Raw genomic sequence first — 20,629 nt, 5'->3', positions numbered from 1 at the left:
GGCTCAGGCCCCGTACATCTTGTCGGTGTCATAGGAGAAGAAGCCGCGTCCCGACTTCCGGCCGAGATGCCCCGCGGCGACCATGCGGTGGAGCAGCGGCGGCGCGGCGCAGCGCGGGTCGTGGGTGACGCCGTAGAACGCGTCGCAGAGCAGCACCTGGGTGTCGAGCCCGATCAGGTCCAGCAGCTCGCACGGCCCCATCTTGTAGCCGAGGCCTGCCTTGATCGCCCGGTCGATATCCGCCGGCTCGGCCACGCCGGCCTCGATCAGGCGGATGACGTCGTTGTTAAACGGCACCAGGAAGTAGTTGAGGATGAAGCCCGGCGCGTCCTTGGTCTTTACAGGCTTCTGCCCCAGCGCCTCGCAGAACGCCCAGGCGGCGGCGAATGAAGTGTCCGAGGTGTTCAGCCCCGGCGACATCTCCACCAGCTTCATGAGCTGGGCCGGCAGGCAGAAGTGCATGCCCACCACCCGGTCCTCGCGGCCGCAGCCCGAAGCGATCTGAGTGATCGACAGGGTGGAGGTGTTCGAGGCGAACAGGGTGTGTTCCGGGCAGATGTCGTTCAGCTTGCCGAACAGCTCCTGCTTCACGGCCAGGTTCTCGAACACTGCTTCGATGACGATGTCGCACTCGGCGAGGCGGTCCAGCGTGTCGGAGGTCTTGTAGCCGGCCAGGGCGGCGTCGACCTGCTCCTGGGTCAGCTTGCCGCGCTCCACCGACATGGCGAGGAAGGCCTCGGTCTGGCCCCTGGCCCGGTCCAGCGCCTTGGCATTGGTGTCGTAGAGCACGGTGCGGTAGCCGGCGCGGGCCGCCACGATGGCGATCCCCGCCCCCATGGTCCCCGCCCCGCACACGCCGACGGTCTGGATGGTGGTCATGCTGTCACTCCTTGCGCGCGAAGCTGCGGCCAATAAGCTGGCGGTGGATCTGGTTGGTGCCTTCCCAGATCTGGGTGATCTTGGCGTCCCGCATCAGCCGCTCGACCCGGTAGTCCTGGCAGTAGCCGTAGCCGCCATGGAGTTGCACCGCCTCGTCGGCGATCCGCATGGCGAGGTCGGAGCCGCGCATCTTCAGCATCGAGGCCTCGATGCCGAAATCCGTCGCCCCGCCGTCGACCATACGGCCGACCTTCCACAGCCACGCCTCGCACATCGCCAGATCCGTGGCGAGATCGGCCAGGGTGAACTGGATGCCCTGGAACTCCACGATCCGCTTGCCCGACTGGCGGCGGTCGTTGATGTAGTCGATGGCGTCCTCGAACGCCGCCCGGGCGATGCCGAGCGCCTGGGCCGCCACGCTGGGCCGCGACTTGTTCAGCGAGGACAGCAGGATGCGCAAGCCATCGCCCGGCTCGCCGATGATGTTCTCGCGCGGGATCTTCATGTCCTCAAAGGATAGCGCCACCGTCGGGGCGGCCCGGTGGCCCATCTTCTCCTCCTTGCGGAGAACCTCCAGGCCGGGCGTGTCCTTGTCGACCACGAAGGCGGTGATCGATTTGCGCGGATCGTCGATCTCGCTCCACTTGCCGAAGACCAGCAGGTGGTCGGCCACGTTGCCGTTGGAGATGAAAGTCTTTCCGCCATTGACGACGACGGTCTCATTGCCGTCCGGCGTGATCCGGGTCTTCATGCCCGTGGCGTCCGAGCCGGCCGTCGGCTCGGTGATGCAGAGCGAGCCGATGCCGCCGGCGGCGATGGTCGGCAAGATGCGCTGCTTCTGTGCCTCGGTGCCGAAGTCCATCACCGGTTTCATGCCGTGGAAGTTGGTGGCCCAGATGATGCCGGTCGAGGCACAAGCCTTGGAGATCTCCCGCACGCAGGCGAGATAGACCGTGTAGGACAGGCCGAGCCCGCCATATGCTTCCGGCACGAACATGGCGTTCATGCCGAGGTCGTTCATCTCGGCGATGTTGTCGGCCGGATAGGTGCCGTTGCGGTCGTGACCCGCGGCGCGCGGTGCGATCTTCTCGGCGGCGAGCTGGCGCACGCTGTCCAGCACCATGGCCTCGTCCTCGGGCAGGTCGAGGCTGGCGTCCAGGCGGTCGAGTACGGTGGCCATCAGCGGTCCTTAAAGCTCGGTTTGCGCTTCTCCACGAAAGCGGCGAGGCCCTCCTCCGCGTCCTCGGTGCGGAAGGACAGGGTGGAGAGATCCGCCTCCACCTTCAGCCCCTCGTGGATCGGCAGGTCCAGGGCGCGGGTCACCGCCTCCTTGGCGAAGCTGATCGCCGGCAGGCCGTAGCGGGTCACCTCACCCAGGAAACCCTGGGCGTCTGCAACTGAGTCCGCGGTTTCGGTCAGCCGGTTCACCAGACCGATGCGAAGCGCCTCTTCGGCGTCCACCGTACGGCCGGTCAGGATCATCTCCAGTGCCCGGCCCTCGCCGATCAGGCGCGGCAAACGCTGGGTCCCGCCATATCCGGGGATCAGGCCGAGCTTGATCTCCGGCAGGCCCATCTTCGCGGTCGGCACCGCCATGCGGAAGGTGCAGGCCAGCGCCATCTCCAGCCCGCCGCCGAAGGCGAAGCCGTTGATCAGGGCGAGCGACGGGATCTCCAGGGCGGCGATCTTGGCGAAGGTCGCCTGTCCCGCCTCGGCCCCGCGCTTCTGCGCCATCAGGTCCCGACCCATCAGTTCCTTGATGTCGGCGCCGGCGCAGAACGCCTTCTCGCCCGCCCCGGTGATCAGCAGGCCGCGGGCGTCGGACTCCCTGACCTCGTCCAGTTTCTCAGAGATATCCGATATCAAACTGAAATTAAGGGCATTCAGTGCCTTCTGACGGTCGATAGTCAGGGTGGCGATCCCCTCGGACAGGGCCAGGGTCACGGTCATGTCGGCGCCCTCCTCAGGCGTCTTCGGGCTGTTTGAACCGACAGGGCTCGGGCGCGATCCGTCCGGTCTTCGCCCACTCCGCCAGCTCGCGTTTCAGGATCTTGCCGCTGGGGGTCAGCGGAAAGCTGTCCATCACCAGGAAGTATTCCGGCATGTCGTATTTCGACAGCCCCACCGCGTAGAGATGGTTCAGCACTGTGGCGGCATCGGGGCTCTGGCCGCTCGGCAGGATCGCCAGGGCCAGTTTCTCGCCCAGCCGTTCGTCCGGCACCGGAAAGGCTGCGGCCTTGGCGATGTCGGGGTGCTTCACCGCGAGGTCTTCCACGCGGGCCGGGAAGATGTTGTGGCCGCCGCGGATGACCACGTCCTTCAGGCGCCCGACGATCGAAAGATTGCCGTTGCCGTCGAGCACGCCGAGATCGCCGGACAGGAACCAGCCGTCCCGATTGAACGAGCCTTCGGTGGCGGCCTGGTTGTCGAAATAGCCGAGCATGAGCGCGGCGCCCTTGCCGCCGATCTCGCCGGTCGTGCCGACGGGCACCTCCTCGTCCCGGTTCTCCTGGGAGAAGATCCGCACCTCATAGCCCGCCCCGCCGCGCCCGCAGGTCGCACAGATCGTCGCCTCGTCATCCACCGGGTGGGTGTACTGGTGCGAGGAGTTCTCGGTCATGCCGTAGATGTTCTGCGGCCGCACGCCCTGGCGCACGAAGCGCTCCGCCACCGCCGGCGGGATCGGCGAGCCGGCCATGTAGAACAGGTTCACCGACCCCAGCTTCTCGATGCCGCGCCGGGCCTGCTCCGCTTGGATGTCCATGGCATGGGTCGGCACGCCCATCACATAGGTCGCCCCGGTCTCGACCATCCAGTCCAGCCGCGACCGGCCGGGCGCCGGATCGTCGATGATCAACTCCATGCCGGCGACCAGCCACTGGCCCACCGCCACCCAGGCGATATGGTGGCTGAGCGGAGACAGGGTCAGCAGGACGGTCGAGGTGTCGTGGTGCCAGTCCTTCACCAGGTCGCGGCAATTGGCCAGCAGCGAATTGTCGGAATGCATCACGCCCTTGGGCCGCCCCGTCGTGCCGCTGGTGAAGGCGAGATAGCAGACACTGTCCGGGTTCGGATCGGGTGCGCGAAGACTGCGCGGCGCGGTACCGATCTTCGGCAGGTCGCCCTCTTCGCGCTGCGGCGGCAGCACGAACACCTTGCGCATGGCCTCCAGTCCGCGCAGGGCGGCGACCGGGTCGTGCCGGTCGGTATCGGCCCCCCAGCCGGTCTCCACCACCGCCGCCGTCGCTCCGACCCGATGCAGCAGGCCGGCGATCTCCTCCACCGTGTAGTTGCGGTGGAGCGACGGGTTGCAGACATAGCCGTTGCGCGAGCAGGCCAGGAACGACGCGACCACTTCCACCCGGTTCGACGCCCACAGCGCCACCCGCTCGCCGGTGACCACGCCCGCCTCGTGCAGACTGTCGGCGATGGCGTCGACCCAATCCTTCAGCTGTCCCCAGGTCAGGTGGCGGGCGGAATCCCGCACCGCCTTGGCGTCGGGCCGTGCCGCCGCGTGCTTGGCCAGCAGGGCGTAAAACGTCTCGTCGTGCCACAGCCCGGCCTCGTAGTAGCGCCGGGCGGTGGCCGGGTCGTGCAGGGTGAGCAGCCGGCTCATGGGGCGCCCCCTCAGTGGCCGAACTTGTCCGGATCGGGCGTGCGGCGCTCGCCGAAGGCCTTGGACAGCTCCTGGCTCTCCTCGGTCTTCAGATACAGCTTGAGCAGCATGTCGTGGGAGACGCGGCCGAGACCGCCGACACCGCCGTGGCGGGCGAGGAAGGCGTGCTTGATGCCGGCCAGCGCCATCGGGCCGCGCTCGGAGATGGTCAGGGCCCAGGCCCTAGTTTCCTCGCGCAGTTTGTCGTCGGGCACCACACGGTTGATCAGGCCCCAGTCCAGCGCCTCGGCGGCGGAGAGCTTGCGGTTGGTGTACCACATCTCCTTCGCCCGCTTCTTGCCGATGGCGTCCTCCAGGTACCAGGTGCCGTAGCCGGCATCGAAGCTGCCCATCATCGGGCCGACCTGTCGGAACACCGCGCTTTCCTTGGCGATGGTGAGGTCGCAGACCGTATGCAGCACGTTACCGCCGCCGACGGCGAAGCCGTTGACCATTGCGATGACCGGCTTCTGCAGCTTGTCGATGGCGTCGTACATCTCAAGTGTCGGCAGCACGCCGGCATAGAGATTGGTGTCCTCCATCCCGTCCTTGCGGCCGCCGATGCAGAAGAACTTTTCGCCGGCGCCGGTCAGCACCACGACGCGGGTCCGGGTCTCGCGGCGGATCGCTTCGATGCAGTCGCGGATCTCGATACAGGTGACGGGGGTGAACATGTTCCCGTCGTCCGGCCGGTTGATGGTGATCCAGCCGATGGGGCCGTCTTCCTCGTACAGGATGGTCTCGAACGTCTGGGACATGCGTCTCTTCCCTTGGGATGGTGCTCTTCAGGTGGCCGGGGTCAGCTCTCGCCGAGCCAGTCGGCGCGGATGTCGGTCTCGTGGGCGCCCAGATCCGGCGGGGCGCGGCGCGGCGCATTGGCCCGGCCGTCGATCTGCACGCCGGTGCCGACCTGGGGCGACGGGCTCTTGCCCTCCCGCGCGATCGTATAGAGGAAGCCGCGCTCGTACAGGTGGCGATCGGCGCAGACCTCGTCCACCCGCTGGATCGGACCGGCGGGCACCTTGTTGGCGTCGAACAGGTCCAGCCACGCGGCGCGAGGCCGGGTCTTCAGGATCGCCTGGATCTCGGCGACCAGCTCGGCGCGCACCTCGCGGCGACCGGCATTGGTAGCGGTGGCCGGATCCTCGCCGCGCTTGGGATTGCCCACCGCCTGCCAGAAGCGCTGCCAGATCGCGTCGTTGCCGAGACCCAGGGTCATCGGGTCGTCGGCGGTGTCGAAGACCTGGTAGATGGCGATCACGCTGTCGCGCGCGCCGGAGCGGGCCGGCACCTCGCCGGAGCCCAGATAGCTGGCGATGCGCGGCACCATGAAACGGGTCATGCTCTCGACCATGGAGACGTCGACCACGGCCCCCTGCCCGGTGCGGCCCTTGCGCACCAGGGCGGCGGCGACTGCGAGCGCCAGATCGTGACCGGCCAGCAGGTCGGCGGCGGGGGTGCCGACCTTCTGCGGCGGGCTGTCCGGCTCGCCGGTCAGGTCCATCACGCCGGAATAGCCCTCGGCGATCAGGTCATAGCAGGGTTTATCCTTGCGTTCCCCGGTCAGCCCGAAACCGGTGACCGAAGCGACGATCAGGCCGGGATTAAGTGCCTGCAGCGTGGCGGCATCCGTCTTCAGCTTCTCCTGCACCCGGGGTACCTGGTTCAGCACCACCACATCGGCGGCGGAGACCAGCTTCTCGAACAGGGTGCGGCCCGGATCGGCCGTGTAGTCGACGGCTACACTGCGCTTGTTGCGGTTGACCGACATGAACCAGAGGGAGTCGCCGTCCAGGAACGGCGGGCCCCAGGCGCGGGCGTCGTCGCCGCTGCCGGGCCGCTCGATCTTCACAACATCGGCGCCGTAGTCCGCCAGCAGCAGCGTGGCGTATGGCCCGGCGATGGACGTGGTCAGGTCGAGCACCCGCACGCCCTCGAGCAGGTCGAACGGCGCGCCTTTCGGCGCGGGCGGTAGATCGTCCAGGGGCAGTTTCGGATCGGTCATGAGCGTTTCCTCCACCCCTCCAGGGGGCAATGGCCGTGCCAGCGTGAAAACCGGCAGACATCCGCCAATTCGTGTAAAGAACTGTTCTCGACGCGGACAATGCGATTTTCTACTGTCCGCATCATGGACACATCGCCCAGCATCCGCCTTCTCGCCGCCGACGGCACGCCTGTCTTCACCGACGGGCCGCGCCTGCCCGATGCTGTCGACCGTGCGCTGACCGCGGCCGATCCGGACCGCCGGATCTGGAGCGTGGACCTGGGCGACACCCTCTGGTCCGTGCTGTCGCGCCATACCGCAAGCGGCGTCGCCCTGCATCTGGTCTGGCCGGCAGGGGCCGAGGACCCGGTGGTGGATTTCGCCGCCAGCGTCGATTTCGCCCACGAGATCCTCGCCCATTTCCTGACCAACCCCTACGAGGCGATCACCGTGGTCGATGCCGAGGGGCTGCTGCGCTGGGTCAGCCCGGTGCATGCGAAGTTCTTCGGCATGAAACGCGGCGAGGGCCTGGGCCTCCCTGCCGAAGACGTGATCGAAAACACCCGCCTGCCCGAGGTGGCGAAATCCGGCCGCGCCCAGATCGGCCGGCTCCAGGAAATGAACGGCGTCGCCCGCATCGTCAGCCGCTTTCCGATCAACCGGGACGACCGGACCGTCGGTGCCATCGGCCAGGTCATGTTCAAGGGGCCGGATCAGGCGCTGGAGTTCGGCCGCGAGATCGCCAAGCTGCGGGCCGAGGTCGACTATTACCGCCGGGAGCTGGAGGAAATGCGGCCGCGTCCGGCCGATCTGGAGGCGATCATCGGCGACAGCCCGCCGATCCGGAAGCTGAAGGCCGATATCGCCCGGGTCGCTCCGCTCGACATCTCCGTCCTCATTCGCGGCGAGAGCGGCACCGGCAAGGAGCTGGTCGCCCGCGCGCTGCATGGCCAGTCGAACCGGGCGGCCAAGCCCCTGGTGGTGTTGAACGCCGCCGCCCTGCCCGCCACCCTGGTCGAGGCGGAGCTGTTCGGCTACGAGCCAGGATCCTTCACCGGGGCCGACAAGCGCGGCCGGTCGGGCAAGTTCGAGCTGGCCGACAAGGGCACCCTGTTCCTCGACGAGATCGGCGACATGGGCATCGACATCCAGGCCAAGGTGCTGCGGGTACTGGAGGAAGGCACGTTCGAGCGCCTTGGAGGCCACCGCTCGCGCAGCGCCGACTTCCGCCTGGTCACCGCCACCAACCGGCCGGTGGAGCGGATGATCGAGGCGGAGGATTTCCGCGCCGACCTGTATTTCCGCATCGGTGCGCTCACCCTGTGGCTGCCGCCGCTGCGCGACCGGGCGGCCGATATCCCGGCCCTGGTGCGCACCTTCCTGGCGCGCACGGTGAAGCGCCACAACCTGCCCAGCCGGGGGGTGCGGGCCGACGCCATGGCGCTGCTGGCCGCCCATTCCTGGCCCGGCAATGTGCGCGAGCTGTTCAACACGGTGCAGAAGGCGGCGATCTTCTGCGAAGGGGATGAGCTGACGCCGGCGGACCTGCCGGATCTGGTAGGCGACGAGCCGCATCCCGACCCGGCGGCGCCCCTGGAGGCGCAGCTGCGGGCGCTGGAGGAGCGGTTGATCGCCGAGGCGCTGGACCGCGCCGACGGCAACAAGAAACGCGCCGCCGAAGCGCTCGGGATCAGCCGTACCTACCTGTACAAGCGACTGGGGGAAATGTCGGGTTAGCCGGCGAAACGCGCGTGCGCGGTCAGCCGTGCAGCGCGAACAGCATGCTGTACAGCCCGCTCTCCACCTTCCGGGCGCCACGGTCGGCCAGGCCCTCGACGATCCCCGCCTCCACCAGCGCCGCCTCGACGAAGGCGCGCTCCGTCCCTTCGACGACGGCGGTGAACGGCGCCTCGCCGTCCCTGCCGGCACGGATCGCCTGCTCGGCGGTCTTGGCCAGCGAGCGGCCCATGTCCGCCTGCCAGTGCTGCACCCGGGTGATGCCCTCGCGGTTGCGCAGATCGTGCAGCGCGGTGCCGGCGAGCCAGCGGGCGATCTCCTCGTCATCGCCGGTGCCCGGGTCGTAGCGCACCGTTGCGATGACCGAGCCCAGGGCCTCGCCGCTGGAGAACCGCACCCGGCTGGTGGCGCGCACGAAATTGCGGAAATGCCCCATCATCCGGCTGGTCCACTCGGTCGGATGGTCGAGCGCGTGGCGATAGGCCGGGTCATCGAAGCAGGCCATGCTGTCGACATCGTAGACCGCGAGATACCTGTGCTTGCCGCGTCCGATCTTGCGGTAGCGCCGGCCGTTGCGCCAGCCGGGCATGCCGACCCGCTCGGGAATGTGCTCGCGGTGGTACCATTCGCTGAATTCGGCGTCGCCTTCGGGCGCGGTGTCGCCCCAGACCGCCATGGCCGCGTCGGTCATGTGCCTCTGTCCTCCCTGATATGCCGTTCTTTTTGATTGATGTCAGGCCGCGTCGATCTGCCGGGTGGGCCCCTCGGGATGCTCCGGCGAGGCAGCGGGGATGCGCGGAACCTCGCGATCGTCCTTCGGCCGGCGGTCGGGTGGCGTGACGATGCCGCCGGAGACCACCATCTTGATCCCCTCCTCCACGGTCATGGACAGCACGTGACAGTCCTCGCGCGGCACGAACAGCAGGAAACCGGAGGTCGGGTTCGGCGTGGTCGGGAGGAACACGTTCATCACGTCGTCGGTGGTCAGGTTCTGCACCTCCCCGACCGTGTCGCCGGTCAGGAACCCGATCGCCCAGATGCCGCGGCGCGGATACTCGATCAGCACCACCTGCCGGAACGCCTTGGACTGCTGCGCCAGCACGGTCTCCAGGATCTGCTTCAGCGCGCTGTGCACGTTGCGGATCACCGGCATGCGGGCCATCAGCCGCTCCGACAGGCTGACGAGCCAGCGGCCCACCAGTCCCGCGGTGAAGGCGCCGACGACGGTCAGCACGACGGCGGCGACGATCAGGCCGAGGCCCGGGATGCTGAAGGGAAGATAGGTCTCGGGGTTGTAGCGCGCCGGGATCAGCGGGGTGACCCGGTTATCGATGAAATCGATGATCAGCCAGGCGAGATACAGGGTTATGCCGATCGGCGCCGTGACCAGGACGCCGGCAAAGAAATAGGTCCGCAACCGGGAAAACAATGAGACCTTGGTGCTCGGCGCCATCTGTGGCGGCCTCCTCTGCGCGAATAAGCCGACAGGCGATCACGATAATCTAGGGAGCCTCGCCCCCCGCCGCCAGGGTACGCGGCAAGTTGCGTGTGCGGTGCAATATCGACGTCCACCATAACGTCAAGCCACCGCGCGGCACAATCGCCGCTCCCGTGCCCCGCTGTTCTTGCCGTCGCCAAGTAGCGACAGGGTCCGGCCAAAATAAGGCACGGTTTCATTGTCCCGGGGACAAAGTGACCTTGGCGGACACCGGCGCCGTGCGGCAAACTCCCGCCATGACGACCGCTCCTTCCGCCTTCGGGACCGATCTCCGCCCGCTCTTCTGTCTGGAAGAGGCGTCCCTCCACCTCAACCACGGGTCCTACGGGGCGACGCCGCGTCTGGTGCTGGAGGCCCAGCGCGACTGGCGCGACCGGATGGAGGCCGAGCCCAGCCGGTTCATGGAGTTCGAGTTCCGCCCGGCCCTGCGCGCCGCCGCCGCCCGGCTGGCGCCCTATGTGGGGGCAAGGGCCGACGACCTCGCCATGGTGGAGAACCCGACCCAGGCCGTGAACGCGATCCTGCGGTCCCTCGACCTGAAGCCGGGCGACCGGATCCTGATCAACGATCAGACCTACGGGGCGGTGCGCAACACCGTGCGTTTCGTGTGCACCATGACCGGTGCGGAGATTGCCGAGTGGACCCTGCCCTTCCCGGCGGAATCGCCGCAGCAGGCGCTCTCCGCCTTCGAAACAGCACTGGCGCAGAGCAAGCCCAGGCTCGCGATCATCGACCACGTCACCTCGCCGACCGCCCTCGCCCTGCCGGTCGAGGCGATGACGGCCGCCGCCAGGGATGCGGGCGCGCTGGTGCTGGTGGACGGCGCCCATGCGCCGGGAATGATGGGGCTCGACATCGAGGCGCTCGGCGCCGACTGGTACACGGGCACCTGCCATAAGTGGCTTTTCGCGGCCAAGGGTTGCGCCTTCCTTTGGGCCGGGCCGCGGGTCATCGATCGTCTGCACCCGGCGGTGATCAGCCACGGCTATCTGAACGGCTTCCACGAGGAGTTCGACTGGGTCGGCACCCGCGACGGCTCGGCCCAGCAGTCGCTGCCGGCGGCACTGGATTTCGTCGACCGGTTCGGGGTCGAGGCGATCCGGACCCACAATCACGCGCTGGCCATGGCGGCGGGACGCCGGCTGTCGGCCGCCTGGGGCACCGAGATGGGCCAGCCGGAGAGCATGGTGGGATCGATGGTGATGGTCCGCCTGCCGGACGGCTACGGCACCGGTTTCGAGACCGCCCGCGACCTGCGCCTGCGTCTGCTGCGCGAGGACCGGATCCAGACCCGGGTAAACCCGCTGGCCGGCGGCCTGTATGTCCGGGTGTCGAGCCAGATCTACAACCACATCGGCGAAATCGACGCCCTGGCCGACGCGGTGCTCGCCAAACGGCCGAATGCCTGACCGTCCGTCGCCGGGCTGGGCGATCAGTTCAGCTTGTGGCGAAATTTGCGCTCGAGCTCGCGCAGGATCTCGACGCGGCGCTTGCCGCCGTTCTCAAGTGCCAGCTTGAACAGGCGCGAGGCCTCGTTCTCCGGCTCCGGCGGCTTCTGGCCGATCTGAACGAGAGCGGCCCTCTGGGCGCGCGCCAGCACGTCCGGATCGATCTTCTGCCGGACCGCACGCAGGATCTTGAGGGCCTTGTCGCGTTCGCTCATTGCAGGAGTATGGCCGAATCGGCGGCGGGCGACAATGGACAGCGGCACCGGGGCCGCGGTCCAAGCGTGTGCGGTACGGGGCCTGGGTAGTGCAGGTCGGGTGTCGGACTGCGCGAACGGCTTCAGAAGAATTTCGTGAGGAACGCCGCGGCCAGCGCGTTGTCGACGATCTTGGTGACGACCGCCTCGGCCCGCCCCTTGATCTGCTTGTCCTTGTACATCGCGTCGATCTCGAACCGGAACCGCTGGCCGGAAACCACGATGTCCTTGTCGTAGGGGTCCAGGATAAACCCCTTGTCATTAATATCGCGAATATTAAAGACAAATTTGTCTATTTTTACGACACCCTTGGATTCGGCCTTTTTGGGTGTGTTCATCACCTTCGGCCGGATGGGCTTCTTCTTGTCTTTGCTGACCTTCAAAAAGTCGAACATCGTCGGACTCCCACGCCCAAACGCGATTCACGCATCTGCAATATACGATGCCCGCGAGGTCGTGAAAAGCGGATAGCCGTTCCGGGCTCGCCCATGGAAGTAAAACCGGAAAAACCGTCTGGTAATTAGCGAGTACTCGCAAGCAGCCTGCCTGTGCCGAAGTCCTGCGGCTTCCCGCCGGGGACGCCGCAAGGCGCAGGGAGTGATCGGGGATTGAAGTTCGGAGATCTGGTGAGCGCGACAGGGTTCGAACCTGTGACCGTCTGATTAAAAGTCAGATGCTCTACCAACTGAGCTACGCGCCCGCCAAAGGGTGGCCGGAAGCTAGGCAGCACGTCCCGCCGGGTCAAGTAAAAGTGGACGCAAAAAGCGCATCCATCGCCCTGCCCGACCACGCGGGTCGAGAGTAGACGGCTGCGCCGTCATGCCGTGCCGGGGGTGAAGGCGAAGCCGCGGGCGATGACCGTCTCGCAGGCCCTCACGACGTCGGCATCGTACCGGGTGCCGCTGCCGGCGCGCAGCTCGTCGAGGGCCGCATCGATGCCCAGGCCGGCGCGGTACGGCCGGTGACTCCACATCGCTTCGACCACATCGGCGACGCCGATGATCCGCGCCTCCTGGCAGATCTCCTCGCCCTTGAGCCCCTGCGGATATCCCGACCCATCCAGGCGCTCGTGATGCTGGCGGACGATGTCGGAGACCGGCCAGGGAAAATCGATCGAGCGCACGATGTCGTAACCGTGTTCGGCATGGGACTTCACCACGTCGAACTCGCTGTCGGTCAGACGTCCGGGCCGCGTCAGGATACCGGTGGGGACCGCCAGCTTGCCGACATCATGGAGCAGCGCGCCGTACTCCAGCCCTTCGCAGGCATCCTCCGACAGGCCCATTTCCCGCGCGATCTCGAGGCCGAGAACCGCGACACGCTTCTCGTGGCCCGCGGTGTAGGGATCGCGCTTCTCGACGGCCATGGCGATCGCGTCGACCGTCTGTTTCAGCACGTGCTTCACCCCGCAGAGCGCGCCGCGCAGCCGATCCTGGGTGTCCTTCAGGTCGGTCATGTCGATGCCGACCACGGCGATGTCGGAAACCGCGCCATCCGGGTCGAACAGCGGGGCGCCGTGCCAACGATAGGACAGGACCTTGCCGTCCGCCGTCACGACGCGGACATCGGCGCTGGCCGCGCGACCGGTCGTGCGAACGTGATCGATCGCAGCCTTGGCATTCGCCAGGTCGTCCGGGTGCGCCAGATCATCGACGCTCATGCCCGACAGGTCCTCGAACGAATAGCCGAGCACCGCCTGGTTCGCGGTGTTCCACTCGACGAGATCGCCGTCGAGATTCAGGACCACCAGAGGATTGGGAAGGGCGTTGCTCAGCTCATCCAGGCGTTTGCGGGTGTTCTCGTAGCGGGCGCGTTCGCGCCGCTCCCGCTTTTCGAGCGTCGTCCATGCCAGGAAGAGGGCTGTCGCCGTGACGGCGACGAAGGCCAGCCCCTTCGTCATCTGCAGGTCCATGAGCACCTCGGGATCGCTCGATATCAGCGCGACGAGGTGGTCGGAGAAGACGATATAGAGCGTGGCGATCGCGACATAGGACGCGGTGACCAGGATCCCGGGTCGGCACAGGTTATCGAAGACGCCCGGGGAAGCGGGCAGATCGTAGCTGGTCTCAAGCGCCATCAGCTCAATGCTCCTTGGTTATGGGAGCACTTTTACCGAGACATTCTTAAAATTGAGTTTATCGCCGGCCGCTCAACCCCGGACCGGGCGGCGCTCGCGCGCCCGATCCGGTGTCGTTATCCGGTAAACGGTCCGGTCTGCTTCGCCTGACTGTCCTTGGCGGGATCGCCGTCGAAGCGATGCATCACCCGCTCGGCCACCCTGGAAGAGACGAACTCGGTGATCTCCCCACCGAGCCGTCCGATCTCCTTCACGAAGCGGGAGGAGATGAACTGGTGGCGGTCCGAGGCCATCAGGAAGGTGGTCTCGATCTTCGGGTTCAGGCGGGCGTTCATGCCGGCCATCTGGAATTCGTACTCGAAGTCGGACACCGCCCGAAGGCCGCGGATGATCACGCTGGCCCCCTGGGATTCGGCGAAATGCATCAGCAGCGAACCGAAGGGCTTCACCTCGATCGTGCCGATGAACCCGTCCTCACGGTTGCGGACCAGGATGTCGGCGATCTCGTCACGCACCATCTCCACCCGCTCGTCCAGGCTGAACAGCGGACCCTTGCCGGCGTTGCGCGCGACGGCGACCACCAGGTGGTCGACCGTCTTGCTGGCGCGGCGGATGATGTCGATATGACCCTTGGTGATCGGATCGAACGTGCCAGGATAGACCCCCACGCGCGTCTTCTTGTCGGTCATTGCGGCGCCTCTCCCCCTTCGTCCGCATCACCCGAGGGAGCCTCTGGGGTGTCGTCCCCGCTCTCCCCCAACTCACCGGACTCGATCGCCTCGTCGATCACGTCCTCCACCGCCTCTTCCTCGCTGGTCTCCCCGACCAGGGAAACGGAGACGACGTTCTCTTCCTCGGCCACCCGGAAGACATAGACGCCCTGGGCCTGGCGCGAGGTCTCGCGCACGTCGCCGATCGGGCAACGGATCACCTGGCCCTTGTCTGTCACGGCCATGATCTGGTCGTTATCGGCCACCGAGAACGAGCCGGCGACCAGCCCGTTCTTGTCGGTCAGATCGACATTGGCGATGCCCTGCCCGCCCCGGTTCGTCAGGCGGTAATTGTCGATCAGGGTGCGCTTGCCAAAGCCCTTGGTCGTGACCGTCAGAATGTGCCTGCGCCGGATCTCGTCGGTCGCATCGACCTCGCCGCCGGCGGCCCCGTCGATGTCGAAGCGGCGCAGGATCGACATGGAGACGACCTTGTCTTCGCCGAGCAGCCGGATGCCGCGCACGCCCAGGGAATCGCGCCCCTGGAACACGCGCACATCGGTCACATGGAAGCGGATCGCCTTGCCGTCGCGGCTGGCCAGGAACACGTCGTCGGCGTCGGTGCAGGGCATCACGCCGATCAGACGGTCGTCGCCCTCAAGCCGCATCGCGCGCTTGCCGGCCTTGTTGATGTTGGTGAAGTCGCTGAGTGCGTTGCGCCGCACCGTGCCCGCCTCGGTGGCGAACATGACGTGGAGCTGCTTCCAGCTCTCCTCGTCCGCCGGCATCGGCATGACGGTCTGGATCCACTCGCCTTCTTCGAGCGGCAGCAGATTGACCATCGGCCGGCCACGGGACTGCGGCGTGCCTTCCGGCAGGCGGTAGGTCTTGAGCTGGTAGACCTGGCCGCGGGAGGTGAAGAACAGGATCGGCGCGTGGGAATTGGCCACGAACAGCCTGCTGACCACGTCCTCCTCGCGCGTCGCCATGCCCGAACGGCCCTTGCCGCCGCGCTTCTGCGAGCGGTAGGTGGTCAGCGGCACCCGCTTGATGTAGCCGGCATGGCTGACCGTGACGACCATGTCCTCGCGCGGAATCAGGTCCTCGATGTCGTGCTCGAACTCGCTCTCTTCGATCTCGGTCCGGCGCGGGTTGGCCCAGGATTCCTTCGACTGCAGGAACTCGCCGCGCATCACGTCGAGAAGACGCGTCCGCGAGGTCAGGATGTCCAGGAAGTCCTTGATCTTGGCGGCGATCTCCTCCGCCTCCTCGATCAGCTTGCCCCTCTCCATCCCGGTCAGACGCTGGAGGCGCAGCTCCAGAATGGCCCGGGCCTGAACCTCCGACAGGGTATAGGTGCCGTCGTCCTGGACCTTGTGCCCCGGATCGTCGATCAGCGCGATGAACGGCGCCACATCGCCGGCCGGCCAGGCCCTGGCGCACAGGCGTTCGCGCGCTTGGGCGGCGTCGGAGGATGCCCGGATCAGCTCGATCACCGGGTCCAGATTGGTGATGGCCACCATGAGACCGGCCAGGATATGCGCCCGTTCGCGCGCCTTCTTCAGCAGGAAGCGGGTGCGCCGGGTGATCACCTCCTCGCGGAACTGCACGAAGGCGTAGATCACGTCGCGCAGGTTCATCTGCTCCGGCCGGCCGCCATTCAGCGCCAGCATGTTCACGCCGAAGCTGGTCTGCAGCGGGGTGAAGCGGTAGAGCTGGTTCAGCACAACCTCGGGTACCGCGTCGCGCTTCAGCTCGACCACGACGCGCACGCCGTCCCGATCGCTTTCGTCGCGCAGATCGGAGATCCCTTCGACCACCTTATCGCGGACGACTTCGCCGATCCGCTCGATCATGCGGGATTTGTTCACCTGGTACGGGATCTCGGAGACGACGATTGCCATCCGGTCCTTGCGGATCTCCTCGATTACCGCGCGACCGCGCATCACCACCGAGCCGCGGCCGGTGTGGTAGGCGTCGCGGATGCCGGCGCGGCCGAGGATCAGGCCGCCGGTCGGGAAATCCGGTCCCGGCACGAGGCGCATCAGTTCGTCGACTGTGATGCCCGGATTGTCGACCATCGCCAGACAGGCGTCGATCACCTCGCCCAGATTGTGCGGCGGGATGTTGGTCGCCATGCCGACGGCGATACCGCCGGCGCCGTTGACCAGCAGGTTCGGGAACTCCGCCGGCAGCACCGAGGGCTCTTCCGTCGTCTCGTCGTAGTTCGGGACGAAGTTGACGGTTTCCTTGTCGATGTCGCGCAGCAGGCCCTCGGCGGCCTTGGCGAGGCGGGCCTCGGTGTAGCGCATGGCCGCCGCCGGATCGCCGTCCATGGAGCCGAAGTTGCCCTGGCCGTCGACCAGCGGCAGGCGCATTGAGAATTCCTGCGCCATGCGGACCATGGCGTCGTAGATCGCGCTGTCGCCGTGCGGGTGATACTGACCCATGACCGCGCCGACGATGTTGGCGGACTTGCGGTACGGACGGCTCCAGTCGTAGCCGCCCACCTTCATGGCGTAGAGAATGCGACGGTGCACCGGCTTCAGGCCATCGCGGACGTCGGGCAGCGCCCGGGCCACGATTACGCTCATGGCGTAATCGAGGTACGAGCGGCGCATTTCGTCTTCGATGGAGACAGGTGCGATGTCGTGCGGACCGGGTGTTGAGTCAGACAACCGAGGGGTTCCGATCGTAGGTTTCGACAAGGATCATGCCGGCGGTGAACAGGTCGGAATCGAATTGCCGACTGATTCGTTAAATCTTAGCAAAATCGCCGATTTCCAGCAATGTTGCGGCGCCGAAATATCACGATTCAGCCCCTCCGTATCAAGTTCCGAGTGTATCGGCCGCGAGAAGCCGCGCGGGCAGACCGCACCCCACCCTGTAAGTGCCCGCAGACAAGGGCTTAAGCGCCCTCCGGCAGGGCGAGTCGCTCGGGCAGGACGAAGGTCACGGTCGTCCCGAGATTGGGCGCGGAGTCGATGCGGACGGTCCCCTCGTGCAAGTCGATGAGCCGCTTGACGATGCTGAGCCCGATCCCCGCGCCCTCGGTCGTCGTGCCCGGTCCCGCCCCGCCGCGGCTGAACAGCTCGAAGGCGGACGCCACATCGGCCTGCGACATCCCCCGGCCGGTGTCGCTGATGGCGACGGCGATGCCGCTCGGTGTGCGACTGGCACCGATGGCGATCGCGCCACCCGCCTGGGTGTACTTGACCGCGTTGCCGACCAGGTTGAGCAGGATCTGCTCCAGAGCGTTGGGATCGGCCCACACACTCAGCCCGGAACTCGGTGCGGTGATCTTGAGCGCTTTCGCCTCGAGTGTGTCCTTGAGCAGCGACAGGCAGGTCTCGATCGCCTCGTCGAGGGAGACGGTTTCGCTGCGGAGTTCGTAACGGCCGGCATCCAGCCGGGCCACGTCGAGAATGCTGTCGATCAGCGAGCGCAGGTGGTCGCCGCCGGTATGGATCTGGCGGGCATAGTCCCGATAGCGGACGGCGGCCGCGGCGTCGGAACCGAAAGTCTGGAGCGCGATCACCTCGGAGAATCCGAGGATCGCGTTCAACGGCGTGCGCAGGTCATGGCTCATTTGGGCCAGGAACTCCGTCTTGGCCCGGTTGGCCCGGTCCGCCTCATCCCTGGCGATGCGCAGGGCCTCGGTCCGCTGGATCAAGGCCTCCTGGTTCGCCACGAATTTGCGGAACACGGCGCGCAAACGGACGAAAATCCAAGCCAGGAAGAGCGCGGCGATCGCCAGGATGACGACCATCGGAATCCTCAGGCTGCGCAGGAACTCGGTTCCGGGGGTGGGGTTGATCCAGGCGAGCTGCGCGACAGACCTCCCGTCCATCCCGATCAGATCGAACGCTGCCCCCTTCGGATCGAAGGCCGGCGCCAGCGTCAGGCCGTTGATCATGTAGTCCGCCCCGAACTGGGCCAGCATCGTCTCGTCGATCTGCCGCAGGTACATCAGGACGACCGGACCGCCCTTGCGCGCCGGCAGATCCGGCTTGCTTTCCCATTTCGCCACGGCGGCAGCGGCCATGAACACCGTGTCATCCAACCGGATATAGGTCTGCTGCGGCTCAGGGCGCATCTCCAGGGGACCGGCACCGCCCCTGGCGGCGCGGGCAAGATCCACCAGCGCCGGCGGCAGAGTGAGCAGGTCGCCCTCGACGTCGAGATCCTCGGCGGCGGAGATCACGTAAGGCTCGTTGGAGCCGTCGATCACGAGGGTGACGTCGACCGCCAGGTTCTCCCGTGCGTAGAGGCCGACATTGCCTTCGATCCAGACCGGGTCCGGTTCGACGACCACATGCTCAACGAAGGCGTCCCAGTAGGCGTAGTCGGCGGTCCAGCCTCCCAATTCCCGCCGGTTGCCGTCGACGATGCTGCCCACGGTATGGCGCATGGCGCTGACGGCCTGGCGATCCTGGGTGTCGGCGGCGAGCCAGGCGACGGCGAAAACCGCGATCACCAGTACGGCGATCAGGCCGATGACGGGCATCAGAAGTCCGAAACGCGCTGCCTCGGAGCCTTGTGCCCCGGTCATCGTCCCAAGCTTCATTAGCCTACCCGTATGCTCCGGAGAACCCACTCGAAGTTTGACCGTTCGCCCGACGACGAGCCTGAGAACATCAGATTCGGTTCGAATTCCTTCAATATCCTTAAATTTCAGAAAATGTTGAACTCAAATCGTATGCGTGCGGACCCGGATCAGGCCGGTTTCCGGGCCTGAAAGGACAGGCTCAACGGCAGGATCGGATCGGTGCCCACGGGCCAAGTGTGAAGGTCCTCGTCCTGCTTCACCAGCCCCGGCAGCAGGGCCCAGGTGATCGCCGGATGCTCATGCAAAAACTCGAAGACGAGGCCCGCGGCCGCGACAGCGGTGACGATCTCGGAGACCGGGTGCGCCCATTCATAGGTGCGGGTGTTCGCGGTCTTATGGCCGCTGCCGTAGTCGTCCGGATCGTCCAGCTCGATCGGTGCCGGATCGTGGAAATAGGGATACTTGGTCTGGAACCGCCCCCGCGTCGGATCGCAGGCACCCTGTCCCTCGTCCCAGACATAGGCCATCGGATGGCAGTCGGCGAAATACAGCCGGCCGCCCGGCTTCAGGAAATGCGCCGCAACGCGCGCCCAGCTAGGCAGGTCGGGCAACCAGCAGATCGTGCCCCAGCTCACGAAGACCAGGTCGAAGCTTCCGGAGATCAGGTCGGGCGCGGCGTAGAGATCGCCCTCCACGAAGGTCGCGGCGAGGCCGGTCTCCTGCGCCAGGGCGCGGGCCGCCTGGATCGCCTCGCCGGAAAAATCGAGCCCGGTCACCGTCGCCCCGCGCTGGGCCAGGGTCAGGGTATCGAGACCGAAATGGCACTGGAGATGCAGGACGGACAGCCCGGCGACGTCGCCGAGTTCGCGGTCGACGATGGGATCCAGCCGACGGTTCCCCGCGCGCAGGGCATCGACCGAGTAGAAGCCGGAGGTCAGATGGGGCTGGACCAGTTCATCCCATTTCGCCCGGTTGGCGTCGCGAAACCGGTCCATCACCCCTCCCCTGGTGCCGATACGGTTTAGAACGGGATCTCGTCGTCCAGATCGCTCGGACCGCCCATGGGCGGCTGGCCGCCACCGCCGCCGGAGGAACCGCCACCACCGGAGGAACCGCCGCCGTAGCCGCCGCCCGAGGAGCCGCCGCCGTAATCGTCGCCGCGGCTGTAGTCGCCGCCGCCCCCGCCGCCGCCGCCATCACCACGGCCGCCCAGAAGGGTGAGCTCACCGCGATAGCGCTGCAGCACGACCTCGGTCGAATAGCGCTCCTGGCCGCTCTGGTCGGTCCATTTGCGGGTCTGGAGCTGGCCCTCGATATAGACCGAGCTGCCCTTGCGCAGATACTGCTCGGCGATCCGCGCCAGGTTCTCGTTGAAGATCACCACGCGATGCCACTCGGTACGCTCCCGCTGCTCGCCGGAGGTCCGGTCGCGCCAGCGCTCCGAGGTCGCAATCGCGAGGTTCACGATTTTCAGCCCGTCCTGGGTCGATCGCACTTCCGGGTCGCGGCCCAGATTGCCGACCAGGATCACCTTGTTGACGCTGCCCGCCATGTCTCTCGCTCTCTTGTTGTTCCGGTCCGAGCTCCATGGTGCGGTCCATGGAACGGTTTGGCCGACAATCCCACAGCCGAGCGCCCGGCGCAAAGGCTGCCGAACGTCGGCGCCTGGAAAACACCGGTCGCGGAAACCCGCCGGAAACTGAATACCCGGTTTCAACGCCGCTACGCCGACTCATTCAATGCGATACCGTAACGACCCGAGTCGCGCGGCCGACCCTGCAACCCCCTGAAAGTTGTCCACAGCCTTGTTCTGGAGACCCAAGGCTATACTTAGGGTG

The 20,629-nt window shown here is 66.7% G+C and carries 18 protein-coding genes and 1 tRNA gene; 2 read left to right on the top strand and 17 right to left on the bottom strand.

Annotation, left to right across the window (positions count from 1 at the left end):
• Positions 1-3 precede the first annotated feature (3 nt).
• The 6 genes from G578_RS0113770 to G578_RS26340 are packed head-to-tail and all read right to left on the bottom strand — an operon-like array spanning position 4 to position 6,539.
• Positions 4-879 carry a 3-hydroxyacyl-CoA dehydrogenase family protein gene (locus G578_RS0113770; protein ID WP_028794727.1) on the bottom strand — a complete coding sequence of 292 codons (876 nt, stop codon included), beginning with the start codon at positions 877-879 and terminating at the stop codon, positions 4-6.
• Between the two features lie 4 nt (positions 880-883).
• Positions 884-2,059: an acyl-CoA dehydrogenase family protein gene (locus G578_RS0113765; protein ID WP_051244787.1), complete on the bottom strand. Its 1,176-nt coding sequence runs from the start codon at positions 2,057-2,059 to the stop codon at positions 884-886.
• Positions 2,059-2,829, bottom strand: a complete 771-nt coding sequence (locus G578_RS0113760) for an enoyl-CoA hydratase/isomerase family protein (RefSeq protein ID WP_028794725.1) — start codon at positions 2,827-2,829, stop codon at positions 2,059-2,061. Before G578_RS0113760 ends, G578_RS0113765 begins: the two co-directional genes overlap by 1 nt.
• 13 nt (positions 2,830-2,842) lie before the next feature.
• On the bottom strand, positions 2,843-4,495 hold the full coding sequence (locus G578_RS0113755; RefSeq protein WP_028794724.1) for a class I adenylate-forming enzyme family protein: 1,653 nt from the start codon (positions 4,493-4,495) through the stop codon (positions 2,843-2,845).
• An 11-nt stretch (positions 4,496-4,506) separates the two neighbouring features.
• On the bottom strand, positions 4,507-5,292 hold the full coding sequence (locus tag G578_RS0113750; protein ID WP_028794723.1) for an enoyl-CoA hydratase-related protein: 786 nt from the start codon (positions 5,290-5,292) through the stop codon (positions 4,507-4,509).
• Positions 5,293-5,333: 41 nt separating this feature from the next.
• On the bottom strand, positions 5,334-6,539 hold the full coding sequence (locus tag G578_RS26340; protein ID WP_051244786.1) for a CaiB/BaiF CoA transferase family protein: 1,206 nt from the start codon (positions 6,537-6,539) through the stop codon (positions 5,334-5,336).
• Between the two features lie 99 nt (positions 6,540-6,638).
• On the opposite strand from G578_RS26340, the gene G578_RS26335 reads away from it, so the two are divergent.
• Entirely contained in the window at positions 6,639-8,255 is a 1,617-nt protein-coding gene (locus tag G578_RS26335; protein WP_038014169.1) for a sigma-54 interaction domain-containing protein, read from the top strand.
• Between the two features lie 22 nt (positions 8,256-8,277).
• Here G578_RS26335 and G578_RS28475 read toward each other — a convergent pair whose 3' ends face one another.
• Positions 8,278-8,946 (bottom strand): DUF4286 family protein, encoded by a 669-nt coding sequence (locus G578_RS28475; protein WP_051244784.1) that lies wholly within the window; start codon positions 8,944-8,946, stop codon positions 8,278-8,280.
• Between the two features lie 42 nt (positions 8,947-8,988).
• Positions 8,989-9,708, bottom strand: coding sequence for a DUF502 domain-containing protein (locus tag G578_RS26325; RefSeq protein ID WP_051244783.1), 720 nt, complete (start codon positions 9,706-9,708; stop codon positions 8,989-8,991).
• A 281-nt stretch (positions 9,709-9,989) separates the two neighbouring features.
• Between G578_RS26325 and G578_RS0113720 the strand changes: the two genes are divergently transcribed.
• Entirely contained in the window at positions 9,990-11,162 is a 1,173-nt protein-coding gene (locus tag G578_RS0113720; protein WP_028794722.1) for an aminotransferase class V-fold PLP-dependent enzyme, read from the top strand.
• Positions 11,163-11,185: 23 nt separating this feature from the next.
• On the opposite strand, the gene G578_RS0113715 is transcribed toward G578_RS0113720, so the two are convergent.
• From G578_RS0113715 to ssb, 9 genes are all read right to left on the bottom strand, one after another.
• Positions 11,186-11,416, bottom strand: coding sequence for a hypothetical protein (locus G578_RS0113715; RefSeq protein WP_028794721.1), 231 nt, complete (start codon positions 11,414-11,416; stop codon positions 11,186-11,188).
• 122 nt (positions 11,417-11,538) lie between these two features.
• Complete coding sequence (locus G578_RS0113710; RefSeq protein ID WP_028794720.1) at positions 11,539-11,850, bottom strand: hypothetical protein; 312 nt, start codon at positions 11,848-11,850, stop codon at positions 11,539-11,541.
• A 229-nt stretch (positions 11,851-12,079) separates the two neighbouring features.
• Positions 12,080-12,155 (bottom strand) — tRNA-Lys (locus G578_RS0113705).
• A gap of 117 nt (positions 12,156-12,272) precedes the next feature.
• The gene (locus G578_RS28470; protein WP_051244782.1) at positions 12,273-13,532 is read right to left on the bottom strand and encodes an HD domain-containing phosphohydrolase; all 1,260 of its coding nucleotides are present in this window, start codon (positions 13,530-13,532) and stop codon (positions 12,273-12,275) included.
• 116 nt (positions 13,533-13,648) lie between these two features.
• Complete coding sequence (gene coaD, locus G578_RS0113695; RefSeq protein ID WP_028794719.1) at positions 13,649-14,221, bottom strand: pantetheine-phosphate adenylyltransferase; 573 nt, start codon at positions 14,219-14,221, stop codon at positions 13,649-13,651.
• The gene (gene gyrA / locus G578_RS0113690; RefSeq protein WP_028794718.1) at positions 14,218-16,920 is read right to left on the bottom strand and encodes a DNA gyrase subunit A; all 2,703 of its coding nucleotides are present in this window, start codon (positions 16,918-16,920) and stop codon (positions 14,218-14,220) included. The genes coaD and gyrA overlap by 4 nt, the downstream gene beginning before the upstream one ends.
• 230 nt (positions 16,921-17,150) lie before the next feature.
• A complete protein-coding gene (locus G578_RS28465) occupies positions 17,151-18,749 on the bottom strand; it encodes a sensor histidine kinase (RefSeq protein WP_051244781.1) in 1,599 nt (532 codons plus the stop codon).
• 209 nt (positions 18,750-18,958) lie between these two features.
• Positions 18,959-19,786, bottom strand: coding sequence for a class I SAM-dependent methyltransferase (locus tag G578_RS0113680; RefSeq protein WP_028794717.1), 828 nt, complete (start codon positions 19,784-19,786; stop codon positions 18,959-18,961).
• Positions 19,787-19,812: 26 nt separating this feature from the next.
• Positions 19,813-20,343, bottom strand: a complete 531-nt coding sequence (gene ssb / locus G578_RS0113675; RefSeq protein WP_028794716.1) for a single-stranded DNA-binding protein — start codon at positions 20,341-20,343, stop codon at positions 19,813-19,815.
• Between the last annotated feature and the right edge of the window lie 286 nt (positions 20,344-20,629).

Origin of the sequence: Thalassobaculum salexigens DSM 19539 (genome assembly GCF_000423805.1) — a bacterium.
GTDB classification, from domain to species: Bacteria; Pseudomonadota; Alphaproteobacteria; order Thalassobaculales; family Thalassobaculaceae; genus Thalassobaculum; species Thalassobaculum litoreum.
The sequence above is the reverse complement of the archived record's forward strand: the minus strand, read 5'-3'. Positions and strand labels throughout refer to the sequence as shown.